Here is an 18151-nt window from a genome sequence, read left to right as displayed (position 1 = left end):
AAAAAGTTTCGTCAAGGAAAGAAACAGTCTAACAACTATCACAAGCAACGGATAAAAGTAGCCAAGCTTCACCTGAAAGTATCAAGACAACGTAAAGACAAAGCAATTAAAGACGCTTTGGCGTTAGTCCAGTCTAATGATCTGGTAGTCTATGAGGCTTTAAAGGTAAGAAACTTAGTCAAAAACCGTAAACTTGCCAAGTCGATTAGTGATGCTTCTTGGTATCAATTCACTGAATGGTTGAATTATTTTGCCAAGATTTATCGGATTGTTTGTGTTGCTGTTCCTCCTCATTTCACTAGCCAAGATTGTTCAGTTTGTGGGACGATAGTTCAAAAATCATTAAGCACTAGAACTCATCAATGCCTCAATTGTAAAACAGTCTTAGATAGGGATCATAATGCAGCAATCAACATTCTTAAAAAAGGGTTGCAATATTTGGGAAATTATCTCAATGCCTCGACTTCGCTCGGCATTGACACTGAGCGAAGTCGAAGTGTCAACGGTACTGTTGGGCAAACAGAAACCGACCCAAACGCCTTGGGAGAGTCCGACCTCTGGGTTTTCAGTGGAGACATTGAGAATCTAAGTTGTCTCGTTGAACAAGGAATTTCTAACAGCGATGTGGAAAGAATCCCCCGTCACAGCGTAGCTTGACGGTGGGAGTATGTCAATGTAATCTCATGGCGATAGATAGTAACTTTAGGCAAATTAAATTTTTTAACTTTTCTGTTTTCTTATTGCCCAAACTAGCCAGATTGTTGTAAGCTTATGACCCAACTACAACCGGATATATTCGTTAACCACCGTCCCGATACCGATGGAGACGAGGAAGAAGACTACTTCGATTATTTTTATGATGAACCGGGTAGTGAACCGGGGACATTAATTATCGAACCGGATGCCAAACCCTCGCGGATTATTTTAATTGACTACGATGAAGATAACGCCATTCGCAAGGTGGATATTACCCCCAATGCTTGCGCCCCCTATATTGGCACAAATACCGTGTCTTGGATGGATATTCAAGGGTTAGGTAGTGAGACGGTTTTAAAACAAGTAGGGGAAATTTTTAATCTGCATCCTTTATTATTAGAAGATGTGGTTAATGTGCCGCAGCGACCCAAGTTAGAAGATTATAACAATCAATTGTTAGTGATTTCTCAGATGGTGCGACTGAAGGAAGATGAAAGCGGGTTTGATACGGAACAGGTGAGTTTTGTCTTGGGAAAACGCTATCTTTTAAGTTTTCAAGAGGAGGAATTACAGGACTGTTTTGAGATAGTCAGAGATCGAATTCGCACTTCCCAGGGACGAGTACGGAAATCGGGGGCGGATTATTTAACCTATTTATTATTAGATACGATTATCGATGGTTATTTTCCCGTGGTAGAACACTACGAAGATCGGATTGAAGCGTTGGAAGATGCGATTATTAGTAATCCCGATCGAGATACAATGCAGGAAATCTATGATGTCCGTCGGGAATTATTGGCACTGCGTCGCTTAATTTGGCCGATGCGAAATGTCCTACATTTACTGATGCGTGACCATCATGGTATAGTCAGCGATGAGGTACAAATTTATTTTCGGGATTCCTACGACCACGTCATTCAAATTCTGGAAATTATCGAAGCTTATCGAGAATTAGCGGCGAGTTTGATGGATGTTTATATGTCCACTATGGGCAATAAATTAAACGAAATTATGAAGTTTTTAACCGTAATTTCGACGATTTTTATTCCCTTAACTTTTATCGTTGGTGTCTATGGCATGAACTTCGAGAATATGCCAGAATTAAAAGGAGAATGGAGTTATTTCCTGGTCTGGTTAGTTATGTTAGCCGTAGCGGGAGGCTTGATTTTCTACTTCTGGCGCAAAGGTTGGTTTAAACCAATTTATTCCCTGAAAGAGGAAGCAAAAACTTAGTTAACGAAGGCAGGAGTCAGGAGACTCCGAGACAGGAGACAGGAGATTATTTCTATTTATTCTTCCCACACCCCACACCCCACACCCCACACCCCACCCCGACGACAAACTTTTTCAGCCAACCCTAATTATTCCACCACAAATGCGAGGATTTGGCCTTGGCAACTGCCGAAGCGAATCTGTAAACCGGACTCTAGGGGAACTTCTTGGTTATGTACCTGCTTCCAGTGGCCATCTTGGTAGATAAAAGTACCAAAACGGGAGAAATCTTCGAGAAAGTATTGATAGTCTGGATAATCGGCATTTTTACGGCCAATTATCCGACAATGGTTTTTACTAACCCATTTTTCAGTAATCTGTAGATCATTTTCCATGTCCCGTCCTATATTCATGCCACCACCACGGATTGACCATTTTCTTTCGGGACGATCGAGATAGTATAAGAAAGCGGCGGGCATGGTTCTGGAGATATTGGGCATAACCGTCGGTGATTGAGTCTCATCAAGGGTTTGCAGCAATTGCCCGTCGAATTCCGGGTGCATATAGAGAATCGGCAAAGTCCAAGCGGGCTGATTGTACTTGTAGAGGGTTAATAACTGCTGCCTGGCGATGCGAACGGCCTGATCGATAGGGACTCTCGGACCGGGAAACAAGTTGGACATCTGCGCTTCTTTGTCTTTGAACCCGAAGAGGGTGCGGGTAAAAATTTCGATAAAACTCAAGGCCTCTCGATCGGCGATCGCATCTCGCATGGCCAAAACTGCGGGAACGCCGTGGTGAATCAAGACTTCCGCCAGACTGCTGCGGGGAATCATCTCCTGACCCGATTTAGCGGGATAAGCACCCCAACAGGCATTAAAAACCGTTAAAATGACCTGATTTCTGACCAAAGCTTGGGCTAACTCCGTCCCGTTTACCTGTTCCCCTGTCCGCAGAAATAGGGAACCGCCATTGGGGGCGGCCATTCCGTGACCAGCGTAGAAAAAAGCTTGATATTTACCCGTATCCAAGGACCTGGTCAGTTCTTCGGACCCCGGTCGAATTAGGGTATTGACTTTGACTTTCACTCCCCAATTCTGAGGGAGGGAACCACTGCCCCCAGGGGAGATGGCCCGGATAAGATTGGCGGCCTCGGATTCCAGTGCCTGGTCGGAATTAGTTTCTCCATCGGTATTAATGGCGGTGAGGTTGAGGGAACTAGCGGCGGTTTTAATCTGTTTTTCGCCGATAACTAAGAGAATATTGAGACTATTACTCGGTTTTATCGGTGGCAGTGGGTCCACATCGCTGGTGGTCCGGCTAAAGAGTATATTCGGATGTAGAGATATGGCCTGTTTACCCGCTTGCTGCATAATTTCCCAGGGCAGCAGAATTAAATAGGGATTGCGACATTCCAAGCGAATTCGCAGGGGCTGATTTTTGCCGAGGGCGATTCCCTGACTTTGGGCGAAACTTTGACTGATTGATGCTTGAAATAACCATTCCCAGAGACTAATACCTAGTTTCTGCATTAATTGACCGCTATAACTGCCGCCTTCTCCCGAAAGAGTCAGTTTAGGTCGATAATTTCCTTCTAATTGCTCTAACATCGGCAAGGTCGGCATTTTTTCCAGACAGAACATTTCCTGCCATGCCATCCATTCCGTGGTTAGACTCTCGGTCCATTCACAGTCATGATGCACATATCCCCCCGGTAGGGGTGCTTTCGTCACCCAACGGGCGAAATGATTACTCGTGGCTAAACTAGAGATCGCTAAGTTTAGACTAGGGATGGCATCATCGGTCATTGTGGTTATTTAGAAGTCTATATAATCCTATTCTAGAGGATTTCTGAAAAGCAAGGAAGAGTATTAAGTCACCAATAAACAACAAAGTTCGATAATTTTGGTTTGCAAAGTCGCCAAAGGTTCTGCACCCCGCTTGAGACGATATTCTAATTCGAGAAGTATGGGCAAGGTGGCGAGAAGTTGTTTAGAAGAAAAGGATTGTATCTCTTTGCGAATGAAATATAGTCGCTTGGGGTTGGCAATTTCGGCGGCGGCGGCGATATTTTTCTCGTCTTTTTCTCCTTCTTCAATTTTTAATTTCACTATTGCCCAAGTGCGAAATTGACCCCCTAGGGTGGCGGTGATAGCCAAGGGGTTCTCGTTACGATTTAATAATTCATTGACTAATTCTAGGGACTTGCCTGTCTCCCGTTTTAAAATCGCACTGGCTAACTGTAGGCTGCTTTGATTGCTGGCATTGACTAAGCTTAAAATGTCCTTTTTGTCAATAGTTCCCGCCGAATTATTTTTAAATAAACGCAGTTTTTCTAACTCCATCCACAGCAAGCGGCTGTTATTTCCCACCGCTTCTGCTAAGAGTTCGATCGCATCGGGAGTTAATTTTACTCCCACTTCTTTGGCAATTTCCCTAACTCTTTGGGCAATTTCCTCGACTTTCCAAGGTGGAATTAGTTCAAATTCTTTAACCTCTGCCTGATTTTGGATAAACTTGCTCGATTTTAAGCGGGAGTCGGGTTTTTTGGCACTGGTTAATAACAGATAGGAATTTTCGGGTAAATTGGGCAAAGTGCGCTGTAATTCCTTGAGAATATCCTCGGAACATTGTTGACAAATAACCGTATCAGCTAACCAAACTAAACGATTTCCCATGCCGAAAACTGGAGTCATCGCTTGATTGAAGGCCTCGATAATTGCTTCATGGCGATCGCCGTTGATTTTATCATAATTAAACTGTATCCAATTGGGATCGAGAAGTTTTACTTGCAGATTTTTCACTGCTTGGTTAATAGCAAATTCATCTTCTCCCCAATAAAATATTGTCGGCATAAGTTTCTAATTATAGCAGTTAAGTAGGTAGGTGTTAAAAGTTGTCAGACACCCCCCTTATCAAGGGGGGACTAAGGGGGGATCGGCACCCCCCTTATCAAGGGGGGACTAAGGGGGGATCGAACCTAAAACACTAACCGCTAAAAAGGGAGTGGGGAAAACAAAACTCTCCGCTGCCCCCTGCCTATTCCCAGACTTGCCCCGATCCGATACAATTAAACGGTTGTCTTGGAAGAATTAATAGTGATCGAGCGTTATACTCTCCCTGCGATGGGGAATTTGTGGACGGATAGATATAAATATCAAACATGGCTAGAGGTAGAGATAGCCGTCTGTGAAGCGCAGGCAGAATTAGGCTATATTCCAGGGGATGCAGTGGAAGAAATTAAGGCAAAAGCTAATTTTGATCCCGATCGCATTTTAGAAATAGAAGCAGAAGTGCGCCACGATGTCATCGCCTTTTTAACAAATGTTAACGAATATGTGGGCGAGCCGGGACGTTATATTCATTTGGGTTTAACCAGTTCTGATGTATTAGATACCGCCCTGTCCTTACAATTAGTCGCCAGTTTAAACCTGATTTTAGAACAATTAGAAGATTTTATCCAAGCCCTGCGCTATCGCGCCCAAGAACACCGTTATACAGTCATGGTGGGACGTTCCCACGGCATTCACGCCGAACCGATCACCTTTGGCTTTAAACTAGCGGGATGGTTAGCGGAAGTGCTACGGGGACGCGATCGTTTAATTCGCTTGCGCCAAGACATCGCCATCGGTAAAATATCCGGTGCAGTGGGAACATATTCCCATATTGATCCCAAAATTGAGGCGTTAACCTGTCAGAAGTTAGGATTAGAACCGGATACCGCTTCCACTCAAGTTATCTCCCGCGATCGACACGCCGATTATGTGCAACAATTAGCTTTATTAGCGGCTTCGATCGAACGTTTTGCCGTGGAGATTCGCAACCTGCAAAGAACCGATGTCCTAGAAGTGGAAGAATACTTTTCCAAAGGACAAAAAGGCTCCTCCGCTATGCCCCATAAACGTAATCCCATCCGCTCAGAACGCTTAACGGGAATGGCGAGAATTATCCGTAGTCATAGCGTTTCCGCTTTAGAAAATATCGCCCTCTGGCACGAAAGAGATATTTCCCATAGTTCCGTAGAACGGGTGATGCTGCCGGATGTTTGCATTTTGACCCACTTTATGCTTAAGGAAATCACCGATTTAGTCAAAAATCTGCTGGTGTATCCCGAAAACATGAAGCGAAATATGAATGTTTACGGTGGCGTGATTTTCAGTCAAAGAGTTCTTTTAACTTTAGTGAGTAAGGGAATTAGCCGGGAATCTGCCTATAAAATCGTCCAAGAAAACGCCCATCGCGCTTGGAACACCGATAACGGCAATTTTAAAGCTTTTATCAGCCAAGATGAACGAGTTACTGGCATTTTATCCCCCGACGAGATCGAAAGTTGCTTTGATCCCCAGCAGCACCTAAATCATCTTAATAGCATCTACCAAAGGTTAGATATTTAAGGAGCTTTCAGTGATCAGCTAACCACTAGCTTGTTGCTTTAGAAAGGTAATGACAGCGTTTTGGATTGTCGGTTGGCGATCGATTTTTTCTCAGAAAGCGATCGCTGTTCGTTTCTCGATCATGGTTGCGTTTGAAGATAAAACTAAAGAATCGGCGCAAGCGAGTACGAATCGGGTAAAATAAGGGTCTGTATTCGGAGTGTTCGTTTTTATGATGAAAATCAAACTCTTGAATTTAGGTAGTATTAAAGAGGCAGAAGTGGATCTTCGGCCTCTAACCGTTATTATTGGCCCGAATAATTCTAATAAAACTTATATCGCCTACTCGATTTATGGGTTATGGATTAATCATCGTGACGGCCTTTTTTTTTCTAGTGAAATTTTAGAAAAAATAGAATTTACAAATCAAGCCGATCATTGGTCTTTAAAAATAGACCGACGTTTTTATGATGTTATATCCGAAATTGTTCAAAAGTCCGCATCTGAATTTAGCGGGATAAAACTACAATCTTTTTTCCAAGATTCTAGCGGCAAGATTTTTGAAAAAACGAAATTCAGTATCGAAATTTCCGAAGATGATATTAAAACAGCTATAGAAAAAGTTTTAGCGCATATAATTGAGTATCGCCAGTCATTAGCTTCATTTGGAATCAAGAAAATCGAGCGAAGCGACAACAATAATGAGATTTTATTTTATCCAGAAAAAGAAGCTGAAATTTATGATTATAAAAACATGGTTCTTCTTGATTTTGTTGCTGGTGTTGTAACATTTTCATTTTCTGACATACTTCCTTTACCCGCCGAAAGAAACGTTTTTATAAATACCTATAAAGTGCTGGCTAATAGAAGATATAAGCTACTTAAAGAGAATCAGAGAGAGCTATTGATACAAGGACGTATTAATCGAGATAGACAGTTAGAGTTACTAAAAGAACAGGGGGATATTCGATATCCTCAACCAGTAGAGGATTTTTTGGATTTTTTAACTGACATAGAACTAGAAAATAAGCCCGATCCCATTGCCAAAAACAAAAATGATTTTCAAAAATTAGCCGATCAAATTGAAAAGTATATTCAAAATAACAATAAAACAATCTTTAAAAAGACTAAATTCGGAGGCAGAGAAATTAAAGTTTCGGTAAAAAGAAGTTTAGAGATCGATCTTTATAATGCTTCCTCGTCTATTAAACAATTAGCCCCGCTTTTACTCTATTTGCGCTATCGAGCAAAATCGGGGGATTTTCTGGTGATCGATGAGCCTGAAATGAACTTACATCCAGAATCTCAGGTAAAATTGTTAGAATCTTTAGCGATTTTAGTAAATTTAGGAGTTAGAATTTTATTGACGACTCATAGCCCCTATTTGATGGCTCATCTTAACAATATCGTTAATGGTAATCACCAAAATCCAGAACTTTTAGCCGAACAAGCTAAATTGCTTTATCTGCAAGATAGCCGAGGTTTTCTTAAAATGGAACAGGTTAGCGCCTATGAAATAAAAAATAATAAATTACTTTCTTTACACGACCCTGAATACGGTATTCGTTGGGATACTCTCAGCGATGTATCAGTTGATATTCAACAAAAGTTTTTTGCAATTTATGAAGCAGGACAACAAAACCAAGAAACCGAAGAAGAATGTTCCTCAGAAGAAGAATAAACTCGATTGGCAAAAATTTAACTTTTTAGAAAATTTGCTTATTTTCTGTACCGTACCCAATCGGATCGCTCCACCCGAAAGCGGTGTCAGCTTTCGGATTACCAAGCCAGAAAAAGATTCCGTTTGTATTTTATTTAAAACTGATCGTCGGGAGGATCCTCTTGTTAGAAATCAAAAGCAGAAAAGACCTGATTATTTATCTCTTTTTATTCAGAATGACTTACTTCTGCTGACGATTATCGAGATGAAGGGAACTAATAAAAATTCCACGAGTGCAGGTATCGAACAAATTACAACTTTTAGAGATATTTTAAAACAAGAAATTGCCGATCATGTCACCAGTAAACTCCAATATAAATTACAAGCTATCCTATTAACTCCCTATAATGCCGATATTCCTCGAAAGGCGATCAAAGAGGAAGCGGAGAAAGGATTTATTATTTTACCTATCCCGTGTAAAAAGGAGCTTTATCCTTATGTTTCCAAGACTCACAGTAAAGCGGATTTAAGCAAAATAAAGCATAGTCACGACGAGCAACATAAAGAATCCGATTGTTTGTTAATCGAAAACTTGTTGGCTAGACAAGCATCGGACAAACGTAAACAGGATAACTATTATTCATGTAAATTCACTCCCACCAAAGATAGAAAAGGCATCTATATAGATTATCAGGTGTCGAGCGATCGAGACTTGATCACCCTATTAACCGATCCGCAGGGAAAGAAAGTTCAATTGGCTTACTGTAGTGATGATTCTCAAAGTTCAATCGATCAAATTCAGGAAGAGATTAAAAATTTAAACATATATGGAATGGTAGAGATGGTAAGTCGCCTAATCAATAGTTAGTATAAAAAATAGGTGTAGAGAAATCTATATATAAATGGCTCCGCAATAAACTTGACAAACTTGAGGTTTTGGTGCGGTTGGCTAAGGAACCGAAGCGACCACTACTGTTGCCGAATCCGAGCGCTCCGATGTAGCCGATTTTGTCGGGTGCGTTCCCTGCTGCAACGAGGGGGAACGCACCTTACCGATTATGATATAATCGCCGCATATACTTCTCGCTTGCTACAACCGCGATGAATGTTTTCTGGAGCTATTTCCCCCTGGCATTTGTTGTTATGCTTTCTAATTGTTTCACGCCACAACAAGGGCGAACGGAATCGCCTAAAATTACCTGTGAAACAGAAAGCTATCCTTCCACAAAGCAAAAAGTTCCCACGACAATGATCCAGCTCATGTTAAGCTACCGCTAACCCATCCTACAAATAATTGTGCCTCCCTACTTACAGTTCATTCAATGTGTGATTACCCCGCAACCTCGATGAAGTTGTAGGGCGCTAATTCTGGCTGGGAGTCCGAACTTTGACGGCTCTCTTGGATTTACTGGAAAGATGTAGGTTATACTCCAAGCAGTAAAGTTGAGGTGTTCAATCATGAAAAGTCTTTTGCTAGGTGTTCAAAATTTGGAACTAAGCGATCGCACCGCCATGTATCTACTATTTAAAAATTACTTTAAAGGTGTAACTTGGGATGGGTTTCAAATTGATCTAGAGCGCAAAAACTGGGTTTTATTGTTAAGAGATGAAACTAGCAATGCCCTGAAGGGATTTTCGACTCTTATGTTCTCTCAGCAAACTTATTTAGGAGAACAGATCGGTGTGGTATACTCAGGTGATACCATCGTTGATCCAAGTGCTTGGTCGAGTACCTCGTTACCGCGTAGCTGGATTGCTGCTGTCACTTTTGTGCACCGACAATATGCTGCCAATAAGCTATACTGGCTGTTAATCTGTTCTGGGTTTCGTACTTATCGCTTTCTCCCTACTTTTTGGCAAGATTTCTATCCCCGTTATAATGTTGAAACCCCTCCTAGTATTACCAATCTAATGGCAAGTCTGGCTAAAGAATACTATGGAAATTCTTACCAAGAAGCAACTGGTATCGTCCGCTTCCAACACCCTCAAATTCTCCTGGAGGGATTAGGGGAAATACCGGTGGGAAGACAGGCTAACCCCCACGTTCAGTTTTTTCAAAAAAAAAACCCTGGCTATCAACAGGGAGATGAGTTAGTCTGTTTGACTGAGATCTGCTATGATAATCTCACGGCGGCTGGAAGGCGGATGTGGCCTTGACCTTATTATTGTAACTCCTTTTTCTCGTTAGAACTGCCTCTGTCAAGTTATATTTATGCTGTCTGATCACTCCTTCTCAAATTTTAACAATCCTGAGCAATTTATCCAAGGATGGTACTGGGCATTACCATCCAGAAAGTTAAAATTGGGCCAGGTAAAAGCTCTAACTTTGTTGGGTAGAAGTTTGGCAATTTATCGGGGAGAAAGCGGTCGGGTGATGGCGGTAGATGCCTATTGTCCCCATATGGGGGCCCATTTAGCAGAGGGGAAAGTAGAAGGTGATGGAATTCGCTGCTTTTTTCATAATTGGAAATATAATGAGCGGGGAATGTGTGTAGATATTCCTTCCCAAGAAAAACCTCTACCGGTGACTATTAAAACTTGGCAGACAGCAGAAAAATACGGAATGATTTGGGTTTGGGTGGGAGAAGATAAGCCAAGCCCTTTACCATACCTACCAGAGTTAGAAAATGTCAACTGTGATTATACATTGGGAACTCACTTTTTCAAAAATTGCCACCCTAATGTATTACTTATTAACGCAATTGATGCTCATCATTTCAATACAGTACATCACCTACCCGTAAAAATTATCTTCTCTTCTCAAGAACTGAACCCTAACGCTATTATCTTCAACAACACTACCCGAGGAGGGGAGGATTCTTGGTTAATTCGCCTGATTCGTCCTCTCTACCGCAACGAAGTTACTTATAGTATGTGTTACTGGTATGGGAGCAGCGGAACTGTGACCCTAGGGCCAGATTTTCTGCACTTTTACATTATCTTTGCCCTGCGAATGCTTGCAGGAGGAAAAACCGAAGGACAAACAATTCTGGTAACTTCCCAACGGACTGGATTATCGGGATGGATTATGAATCGCGTTTTGCTATGGTTGACCCAGCAGGTTGGTAATTACTTCGCCGGGGGAGATACCCAAGTATTTCAAACAATTCGGTTTGATTTGCGAACTCCCACCAAAGCAGATAGTTCTATCCTGCAATTCATTGAGCACGTCAATCGCCAGCAAGCCTTAACCTGGGGAACTTGGAAGGCTGTCAGTCATCCCATGCCTCAAACGCCGGCCCCGTCTTACTCTGAACCCCCATTGATGGAAACGGAAAAAAATGAAATTCCCAGGTAAAATCGCCGGTTTTGACCTACCGCACCATAATTCCCCTGACCATTTACACCGGATACTAACAGCGGCATTGCCTCGGCAGAACAATTGTGTTCTTTCTCAGAACTTAAATTATTGGGATGCTGAATTTTTCAATTTACATCGAGTCAAAGTTTTTGAACAATCTCCCGTGGATGAGCAATCTGCTATTTTGGAGCTAGTCGGCGGCGGCCTACTAGAAGAATCGTATTTTATTGAGAAGGCAGGCGTTGGCTACATGGCCAAAATGGTGTTGTTAGCAGAAACCGTTGAGGAACGAATGCTCTATGGGCTGTTTGCTGCTGATGAAGCCATCCACCTTAACCAGATAACCAATTTTTTACCGCAGCGGGAAATGACTAATACAAACGATCCGTTTCTCTGCCTACTGTCAGAAGTGGCTGAAAGCTCGGATAAAACGGTATTGCTCTTTGTGCTACAAGTGGTGTTAGAAGGTTGGGGTTTGAGCCACTATCGACGTTTGGCGAAGGAATGTCGCCATCCTGAATTAGCAGAGATTTTTTCGGGCTTTTTAGAGGCTGAATCTCGCCATCATAGCACGGGCAATGCTTTATTTAAACAGATTTCAGTGGCTAGCTCCAGTCAGGCAACAATTATTGATATATTAGCACAATTTTTATTTATGGTTCAAATGGGACCCCAAAGCGTACTGGCAGGAATTGAGCAAGTAAAAGGTCATTTAACCCGATCTCAAAAAGTCAAAATTCTCGAGGAGCTAGATACGGAAACCCATAGTGGTATTAGGTTGAAACTGTTGCGATCGCTAATGAATATAAAATCAGCATATGCCATCTTTCAAGCTTTAGAAGAAAGGGGTGCTTTTCAACCTATTCCTGCCCATAAATGTGTTCTTCAATCTGCTGGTAATTAAATTAGATATGGAAAAACGTATTCAAGGCAAACTGCACATTAATTACAATCGGAATAAACAGCAAGACCATACTGCTTTAATGGATGAAGTAGCTGCCAGCTTTCGCTATGAAGATTGTCAGAATGAATATTGGAATCCAGAGGAATTTTCTTTGCTCTACGGGACTCCTTTATGGGAGCAGTCTAGTCCCCATCAGCGCGTTATTTTAAACCAACTTTATTGGGTAGCTTATTACTCACAAATCGTCTCGGCTGAAATTGCTACTATCTTTTTCAATCAGACCAGCGCGGCAGGACTTTATGCCCATGAAGATTTTCGTTTAATCTGCGATACGTTGGACTTAGAGTCATCCCAAGAACGGGCGCATATTAATGCCTTTCGTACTATTGCCAAGCAGACCGAACAATCGCTATTCGGAAAACTTATCTTCACTTACCCAATGCGCGGACCTTTTACGGAAACGATGGTCTATGCTGAAACCAATACCCTTAAAACATGGTGGAAAAAACTTCAACTGCAATATTTTGGCCTGATTTCTGCCAATAATACCTTCTTGGCCTGTCAGTATTTTACAGTGCGAGGGGTGCGGACTCTAAATGGGAAAATAGTCCAACATAAACTCAGCAATTATTATCAGAGATATTGCCCTCAAGAATCTGCTCCTATCCCTGCTCAGGTTTCCCATTGTCACTTTCTAGATGAAAGCTTCCACTTCAATAGTTCGACAATTATCTCCCACGATGTTATTAACTGCTTGACACCGCCAACTGCTTTTGAGCGATTGGTTGCCAATTTAGGACTCTGGGGATGTCAGCGGGATCATTTTCACTTTTCTGTGGCAATTAATGGAATTTTTTGGTACGATCCTGCGTTATATGAGAAAATTTATTATCTACTGCGATCGCCTATTTTTGGCCTGGGTCAAGGGGAGGCGCAGGAAATGATGGATTGTTGTTTTACTCAAGAGTCAGAGGGTTTACACCGTAGTTTTTTAACCCATCAAGAAGCCATGGCATCCTATAAGGTATATGTGGAAAAGCTGGATTATCTTTGGCCGTGCAATCGGGAAATGTCCCTGATGGCATCTAATTGTATCTCTGGATACTTGGCAATTCAAACGCGAGAATTACAAAGGTTTAAATATCGTCTAAGATACAGTTCGCTGACAAGCGAGTGGAACAAACCACAAAGACACAAAGGACACAAAGATTAATCGCTTCTATATAAGTTAAACTGGTCGCAACGCGCTCGCTACGCGAGATCACACAAAGAACGAGAGAGCCTAAATTGGTTAGCTGTTATGACTGATTTGTATAGAATATCTTTTCCGTCTACTGATTTTGCTGCCATTATTTTGCCATGCCATGAGAATTTATCTGAACATTTGACGGTTCATAATTCACCTGTTTTATTTGGCTGTCGGACTGGTATTTGTGGTACCTGTTTGGTGGAAGTCGTTGGCGATATCCCCCCTCCCCAACCCGAGGAACGGGAAATATTGGAGAATTTAGCTCCCCATTATCCGCAGGTGCGGTTGGCCTGTCAGCTTGAGCTTACAGGTGATATCGAGATGGTAGTCCTAAAATAGACAAGGGCGAAATGGGAATGCGCTATGGTAGCCGGGGAAAGTTGGGGGGATATCCAATACTGTTCAGTTAGTGTCACAAACTTAACACGAGGAAGGGTGTGGAGAGGGGATGGAATTAGCAAGGCTTTTGGTTTCCCCCGTCCCCTCTCGGCCACTTCACCATTTCTCTTATCTGAACAGTGTTGGGGGGGAGATCTTGTTTCGGGTAGGTAAATTGTGGGATGATAGGTTAATTGGAAAATTTGACAGGGGGCTGGGCCAGGACGGGCGGAATGTAGCCGCAAATCTTTATTAAGGGTCGGTTTTGAGAGTCTGCTATGCAATTTCAGGATTTCTGGTATATTGTATCCCTCAGCAAACATTTAAAGGCTAACCAAGTATTAGCACGCACTGTTTTAGGAGAATGGCTGGCGATATTTCGTGGCAGTAATGGAGAACCAGTAGCGTTGCAGGATCGCTGTTTACATCGTAACAGTCGTTTGTCAGAGGGTAAAGTCAATCGTGGTATCTTGCAATGTCCCTACCACGGTTGGCTCTATGATGGGAATGGCCATGTTATTGCTGTCCCTGCTCAAGGACATAGCTTTAAATCTCCTCCTGGTTGTCGAGGGAAATGTTATGCCGTCAAGGAACGAGATGGTTATGTCTATGTCCGGTTGGCTGCAACCCCAAGGGTTGACTTTGAACCTTTTCCTATGCCTCACTACGGACAGCCCGGCTGGGAAACAGTACGGGTAATTAATCGTTTTGCTAACGATGTTACCAACTGCGCCGAGAACTTTATTGATATTCCCCATACCGCTTTTGTTCATCAGGGTATTTTTCGCTCCTCCCGACAAAAAAAGTTAGGGATGACTGTTAAACGCTGTAATGGTGCAGTTTTAGTGGAGTATCACCACGAAAGTAGTAATTTGGGATGGTACAGATATTTTCTTAATTTTCAAGGCACAGGGATTAAACATAGCGATCTCTTTTTTATGCCTAATATTACCTGCGTGGAATATCAAATGGGAGGTAATCGCCATTTATTTATTACCAGTCAATCTATCCCCGAAACCCATAATTCAACTTTGGTTTACACGGATATTACCTATAATTATGGCATCTGGAATAAATTAGCACTTCCCTTTGTGGGCTGGACCGCTCAACATATCATTCGCCAAGATGTGAAAATTTTAGGGGTTCAAGGAGAAGCTATCGCTAAATACGGCACAGAATTTTTCCCTACTCCTGCGGATACAATTCACCTTTTCGTAGAGTCAATTAGAGGGGCAATTGGTCGGGGGGAAGATCCGCGATTATTGCCCAATCAGACCGTTGAAGTTAACTTTTGGGTTTAAGGTCAATGCTAGAAAAAAATTACTTACAAGTGATAACTTTGAGCAGCTTTATTATTTTAATTGCTTGGACGATTAGCCATAAGTCCTCCCGCGGTCATCTCCGAACTAAAACTTGTCAAGATTGGCTACTAGATGGCAGCGGATTAGCAATTCAAGGAATTTTTATGCCCTTACTACAAGCTCTGTTGTTTTCTGAGCTTTGCCAGCATTTGACAACTGATTATCAAGGCTGTCTTAAACTATCACTAATTCCCTCCTTTATCCTTAGCTTTGTTATGGTTGATTATTTATACTACTGGAATCATCGTCTGTTACACCTTAAATTATTTTGGCCAGTTCATCAAGTCCATCATACCGTTAATCAAATGGATGTGTTCGGAACTTCTAGAAACACCATCTGGACAAGTTTGTTAATTATTTATTTATGGATAAACCCATTATTTTTATATTTATTAGCTAAACCCACAGGCTATTTATTAGGAGTTAGTTTGACATCTGCCCTAGATTTATGGCGGCATAGCCGCTTGCTAATCGCCCCTAATAGCTGCTGGGCTAAAGTTCTCTCCCCTTGGTTAATCTTACCAGAGGATCATGCTTGGCATCATGGTAGGGAAACGAGGGACTATAACTATGGGGCTAACCTGAAAATTTGGGATAAGTTCCATGGAACCTATTATCAATGTCAAGAATCCCCTTCTGCCCTAGGGATTACTACTTCACTAAACTTAATGCAAAAACTTTTTTTCCCATTCCTATGACTATTTTCGGTAGAGTCATTTCATTCTTTCCTGCCTTTATTTTGTTGCTGACTGGAGCAGCAATATTTTACTTTCTGGCTTCACCTAGTATTTTTAGCCTCCTAGCTGTGTTGCTGTCTATCTATGGGTTCCCGCCGTTGGTTTATCGCTTACATGAATATTTTTATCCTGTACGAGAGGGCATTAGTTATCTACAGATGAAAGAATATAGTCCTTGGTGGGGTAGCCATCAAATCCAGGTGATTTATATTGCTATTCCAGTGTTAGAAACACTATTAAGGTTGATTCCGGGGCTGTTTTCATGGTGGTTGCGATTATGGGGGGCAAAAGTGGGGAAAGATGTTTACTGGACCCCAGCCCTAGAAATTAGTGATCGCGGTTTTTTAGAAATTGGCGACCGGGTGGTTATCGGTCATCGTGTCGGAATTTATTCTCATATCATCAAGCCTCGCAAAGCTGATTTAATGTTATATGTCAAAAAAGTCAAAATTGGTAATAATGTCTTCATTGGGGCTGGCTCCCATCTAGCTCCTGGAGTAGTTCTTAATGATGGTAAATTCTTAACTTTAGCCACTGACCTCTATCCCAATCAAAAGATATAATAATGCGTCCAATTATTCAGCTATTTGGAAAAATACTTGCCCCCAATGCCCAGCGGTTTCAGCAAGCATTGAAACGCCCAGATTTAACCCAGAGATGGGTACAGAAAGAAATCGTTGCTCGTCTCATCAAGAGTGCCTACGGTCGAGCATTGGGAATTAATTCAATAAAAGATTGGTGGCGAGTTCCCCTAGTAGATTATGAAGATATCATCCCTTGGTTAAAGCCAACAGTTCAACATCATAAATATCAACAAATTTCCCTGACTCCTGAACCCATTCTATTTTTTGAGAAAACCTCTGGTAGTAGCGGGGCGATGAAATTGATTCCTTATACTCAATCTTTGCGCCGCTCATTTAACCAGATGTTCTGTGTCTGGGCCTATGATTTAATCGTGAACGGACCTGACTTTTCTACAGGAAAGATTTACGCTTGTATTTCACCAAGATTAAATGAAGCTGATAGTCAAAACTTACAGAATGATTTAGATTACTTAGATGGCTGGTTGCGCTTTTTTTTGCGTCCCTGGTTATTGCTGCCCGAACAACTTAATAACTTGAATAATATCCCAGCTTTTAAGCATCAATTAGCCCTAGCTTTACTCAAGGCTGAGGCATTGGAGATAATTTCCATTTGGAGTCCCACCTTTCTACAAATCCTTTTAAAATATATTCAGGAGAATCAGCAGTTATTGCAAGCAGAATTACAGCAGCGAATTTCACTTAATCGACTAAAACTACTCAGCGAAAGTCCTATTCCTTGGCAACAAATATGGCCAAGCTTGAAACTAATTTCTTGCTGGGATAGTGCTAATGCAGCAGTTCAAGCTCAAGGGTTGCGCTCGCAGTTTCCGGGGGTATTAGTTCAAGGAAAGGGGTTATTAGCCACAGAAGCACCGATGACCATCCCTTTGATTAAAGCTAGGGGATATGTACCAGTTCTGGATGAAGTGTTTTTCGAGTTCGAGGATAACCAGGGTGTTCTCTTAAGTTTAACCGAACTTACCATTGGTCAAGAATACAGACTCATTTTGTCCCAAAAGGGGGGATTATATCGTTATCGCATAGGCGATTGCGTCCGCGTCACCCACTACTATCAAAACACTCCCTGTTTAGAATTTCTGGGAAGATATCAAAGCCTGAGCGATTTAGTCGGGGAAAAATTGTCAGAAACCTTTGTCAATAATGCTCTGACTAGGTTGAACTTACCATCAACCAATTTTAAAAGCTTGGTGCCGGTGGCCGCCCCCCCCCATTATCTTCTCTTGCTAGATAGGGCTGAAGAAACCCCAGCCATGATTGCTCAAAAGCTAGATAGTATCTTATCAGAGTCTTATCATTACCGGAGGGCGCGGGGGCTTGGTCAGCTTGAACCGCCAGAAGTTTTCATCTCCCCTCAAATCCCTGAACTATTGGTTTCCTATCACATCCGCACTGGAAGTATTTGGGGGGGTATCAAGCATCCAATGCTGGCCACATCACCCCTTAGCACCCAACTTTTACGAGAGATCAGAAAAATGTATAATCCTGAGTAGCAGAAAAAATTTTCGTTAAGTGCCATCCAATTTAAATGTTTTTAATCTAAGTACAGGACAAAAAGCTTGAAAAGTAGGCGGGAGTAGGGTTTTATGAGAAATAGCACTAATCTCGAAAACCCTATGAATCAGTATAGCGCCTTAAAGCAAGCCCTTCAACCCCATCTAGGATGGCATGGTGCCAG

General features: G+C 42.0%; 16 protein-coding genes and 1 pseudogene. 15 read left to right on the top strand and 2 right to left on the bottom strand.

Features of this window, described 5'->3' with window-relative positions; translation table 11 throughout:
• Together O9334_RS09755 and corA are read left to right on the top strand one after the other, a co-directional pair.
• On the top strand, positions 1-657 hold a 657-nt coding region (locus tag O9334_RS09755), incomplete at its 5' end, for an RNA-guided endonuclease InsQ/TnpB family protein (RefSeq protein WP_288000060.1).
• 114 nt (positions 658-771) lie between these two features.
• On the top strand, positions 772-1929 hold the full coding sequence (gene corA / locus O9334_RS09750; protein ID WP_288000058.1) for a magnesium/cobalt transporter CorA: 1158 nt from the start codon (positions 772-774) through the stop codon (positions 1927-1929).
• Between the two features lie 128 nt (positions 1930-2057).
• Here the strand turns inward: corA and O9334_RS09745 are convergent, their stop codons facing one another.
• Together O9334_RS09745 and holA are read right to left on the bottom strand one after the other, a co-directional pair.
• Positions 2058-3716, bottom strand: coding sequence for a CHAT domain-containing protein (locus O9334_RS09745; protein WP_288000056.1), 1659 nt, complete (start codon positions 3714-3716; stop codon positions 2058-2060).
• A gap of 63 nt (positions 3717-3779) precedes the next feature.
• Positions 3780-4763, bottom strand: coding sequence for a DNA polymerase III subunit delta (holA, locus tag O9334_RS09740; protein WP_288000054.1), 984 nt, complete (start codon positions 4761-4763; stop codon positions 3780-3782).
• A 243-nt stretch (positions 4764-5006) separates the two neighbouring features.
• Here holA and purB point away from each other — a divergent pair, with 243 nt between their 5' ends.
• From purB to O9334_RS09675, 13 genes and pseudogenes are all read left to right on the top strand, one after another.
• Positions 5007-6302, top strand: coding sequence for an adenylosuccinate lyase (gene purB, locus O9334_RS09735; protein ID WP_288000062.1), 1296 nt, complete (start codon positions 5007-5009; stop codon positions 6300-6302).
• A gap of 49 nt (positions 6303-6351) precedes the next feature.
• Positions 6352-6486 (top strand): hypothetical protein, encoded by a 135-nt coding sequence (locus O9334_RS09730; RefSeq protein ID WP_256377759.1) that lies wholly within the window; start codon positions 6352-6354, stop codon positions 6484-6486.
• Positions 6487-6513: 27 nt separating this feature from the next.
• A complete protein-coding gene (locus O9334_RS09725; protein WP_288000052.1) occupies positions 6514-7962 on the top strand; it encodes an AAA family ATPase in 1449 nt (482 codons plus the stop codon).
• The gene (locus O9334_RS09720) at positions 7904-8809 is read left to right on the top strand and encodes a hypothetical protein (RefSeq protein ID WP_288000050.1); all 906 of its coding nucleotides are present in this window, start codon (positions 7904-7906) and stop codon (positions 8807-8809) included. Before O9334_RS09725 ends, O9334_RS09720 begins: the two co-directional genes overlap by 59 nt.
• Before the next feature lie 590 nt (positions 8810-9399).
• The gene (locus O9334_RS09715; RefSeq protein WP_045357787.1) at positions 9400-10098 is read left to right on the top strand and encodes a hypothetical protein; all 699 of its coding nucleotides are present in this window, start codon (positions 9400-9402) and stop codon (positions 10096-10098) included.
• Between the two features lie 55 nt (positions 10099-10153).
• On the top strand, positions 10154-11239 hold the full coding sequence (locus tag O9334_RS09710) for an aromatic ring-hydroxylating dioxygenase subunit alpha (RefSeq protein WP_288000047.1): 1086 nt from the start codon (positions 10154-10156) through the stop codon (positions 11237-11239).
• Complete coding sequence (locus O9334_RS09705; protein ID WP_288000045.1) at positions 11223-12146, top strand: ferritin-like domain-containing protein; 924 nt, start codon at positions 11223-11225, stop codon at positions 12144-12146. Before O9334_RS09710 ends, O9334_RS09705 begins: the two co-directional genes overlap by 17 nt.
• 7 nt (positions 12147-12153) lie before the next feature.
• A pseudogene (locus O9334_RS09700) lies at positions 12154-13227 on the top strand (P-aminobenzoate N-oxygenase AurF); the annotation flags it as partial.
• 219 nt (positions 13228-13446) lie between these two features.
• Entirely contained in the window at positions 13447-13734 is a 288-nt protein-coding gene (locus tag O9334_RS09695; protein ID WP_288000043.1) for a 2Fe-2S iron-sulfur cluster-binding protein, read from the top strand.
• A 317-nt stretch (positions 13735-14051) separates the two neighbouring features.
• Positions 14052-15074 carry an aromatic ring-hydroxylating dioxygenase subunit alpha gene (locus O9334_RS09690; protein ID WP_288000041.1) on the top strand — a complete coding sequence of 341 codons (1023 nt, stop codon included), beginning with the start codon at positions 14052-14054 and terminating at the stop codon, positions 15072-15074.
• 5 nt (positions 15075-15079) lie between these two features.
• Positions 15080-15832, top strand: a complete 753-nt coding sequence (locus tag O9334_RS09685; RefSeq protein WP_152606970.1) for a sterol desaturase family protein — start codon at positions 15080-15082, stop codon at positions 15830-15832.
• Complete coding sequence (locus tag O9334_RS09680; RefSeq protein ID WP_045357807.1) at positions 15829-16434, top strand: LbetaH domain-containing protein; 606 nt, start codon at positions 15829-15831, stop codon at positions 16432-16434. Before O9334_RS09685 ends, O9334_RS09680 begins: the two co-directional genes overlap by 4 nt.
• Before the next feature lie 2 nt (positions 16435-16436).
• On the top strand, positions 16437-17966 hold the full coding sequence (locus tag O9334_RS09675; protein ID WP_045357810.1) for a GH3 family acyl-acid amido synthetase: 1530 nt from the start codon (positions 16437-16439) through the stop codon (positions 17964-17966).
• The last annotated feature ends 185 nt before the right edge of the window (positions 17967-18151 follow it).

It is taken from the genome of Microcystis sp. LE19-8.1F (genome assembly GCF_027531715.1).
GTDB lineage: Bacteria > Cyanobacteriota > Cyanobacteriia > Cyanobacteriales > Microcystaceae > Microcystis > Microcystis wesenbergii_A.
Note: the sequence above shows the minus strand (reverse complement) of the source record. Positions and strands in the feature narration are given on the sequence as shown.

Bases quoted from the DNA above. Each gene is read 5' to 3' on its own strand.
- corA (WP_288000058.1), top strand. From the start codon at position 772: ATGACCCAACTACAACCGGATATATTCGTTAACCACCGTCCCGATACC.
- O9334_RS09745 (WP_288000056.1), bottom strand. From the start codon at position 3,716: ATGACCGATGATGCCATCCCTAGTCTAAACTTAGCGATCTCTAGTTTA.
- holA (WP_288000054.1), bottom strand. From the start codon at position 4,763: ATGCCGACAATATTTTATTGGGGAGAAGATGAATTTGCTATTAACCAA.
- O9334_RS09730 (WP_256377759.1), top strand. From the start codon at position 6,352: ATGACAGCGTTTTGGATTGTCGGTTGGCGATCGATTTTTTCTCAGAAA.
- O9334_RS09725 (WP_288000052.1), top strand. From the start codon at position 6,514: ATGATGAAAATCAAACTCTTGAATTTAGGTAGTATTAAAGAGGCAGAA.
- O9334_RS09720 (WP_288000050.1), top strand. From the start codon at position 7,904: ATGAAGCAGGACAACAAAACCAAGAAACCGAAGAAGAATGTTCCTCAG.
- O9334_RS09715 (WP_045357787.1), top strand. From the start codon at position 9,400: ATGAAAAGTCTTTTGCTAGGTGTTCAAAATTTGGAACTAAGCGATCGC.
- O9334_RS09710 (WP_288000047.1), top strand. From the start codon at position 10,154: ATGCTGTCTGATCACTCCTTCTCAAATTTTAACAATCCTGAGCAATTT.
- O9334_RS09705 (WP_288000045.1), top strand. From the start codon at position 11,223: ATGAAATTCCCAGGTAAAATCGCCGGTTTTGACCTACCGCACCATAAT.
- O9334_RS09695 (WP_288000043.1), top strand. From the start codon at position 13,447: ATGACTGATTTGTATAGAATATCTTTTCCGTCTACTGATTTTGCTGCC.
- O9334_RS09690 (WP_288000041.1), top strand. From the start codon at position 14,052: ATGCAATTTCAGGATTTCTGGTATATTGTATCCCTCAGCAAACATTTA.
- O9334_RS09685 (WP_152606970.1), top strand. From the start codon at position 15,080: ATGCTAGAAAAAAATTACTTACAAGTGATAACTTTGAGCAGCTTTATT.
- O9334_RS09680 (WP_045357807.1), top strand. From the start codon at position 15,829: ATGACTATTTTCGGTAGAGTCATTTCATTCTTTCCTGCCTTTATTTTG.
- O9334_RS09675 (WP_045357810.1), top strand. From the start codon at position 16,437: ATGCGTCCAATTATTCAGCTATTTGGAAAAATACTTGCCCCCAATGCC.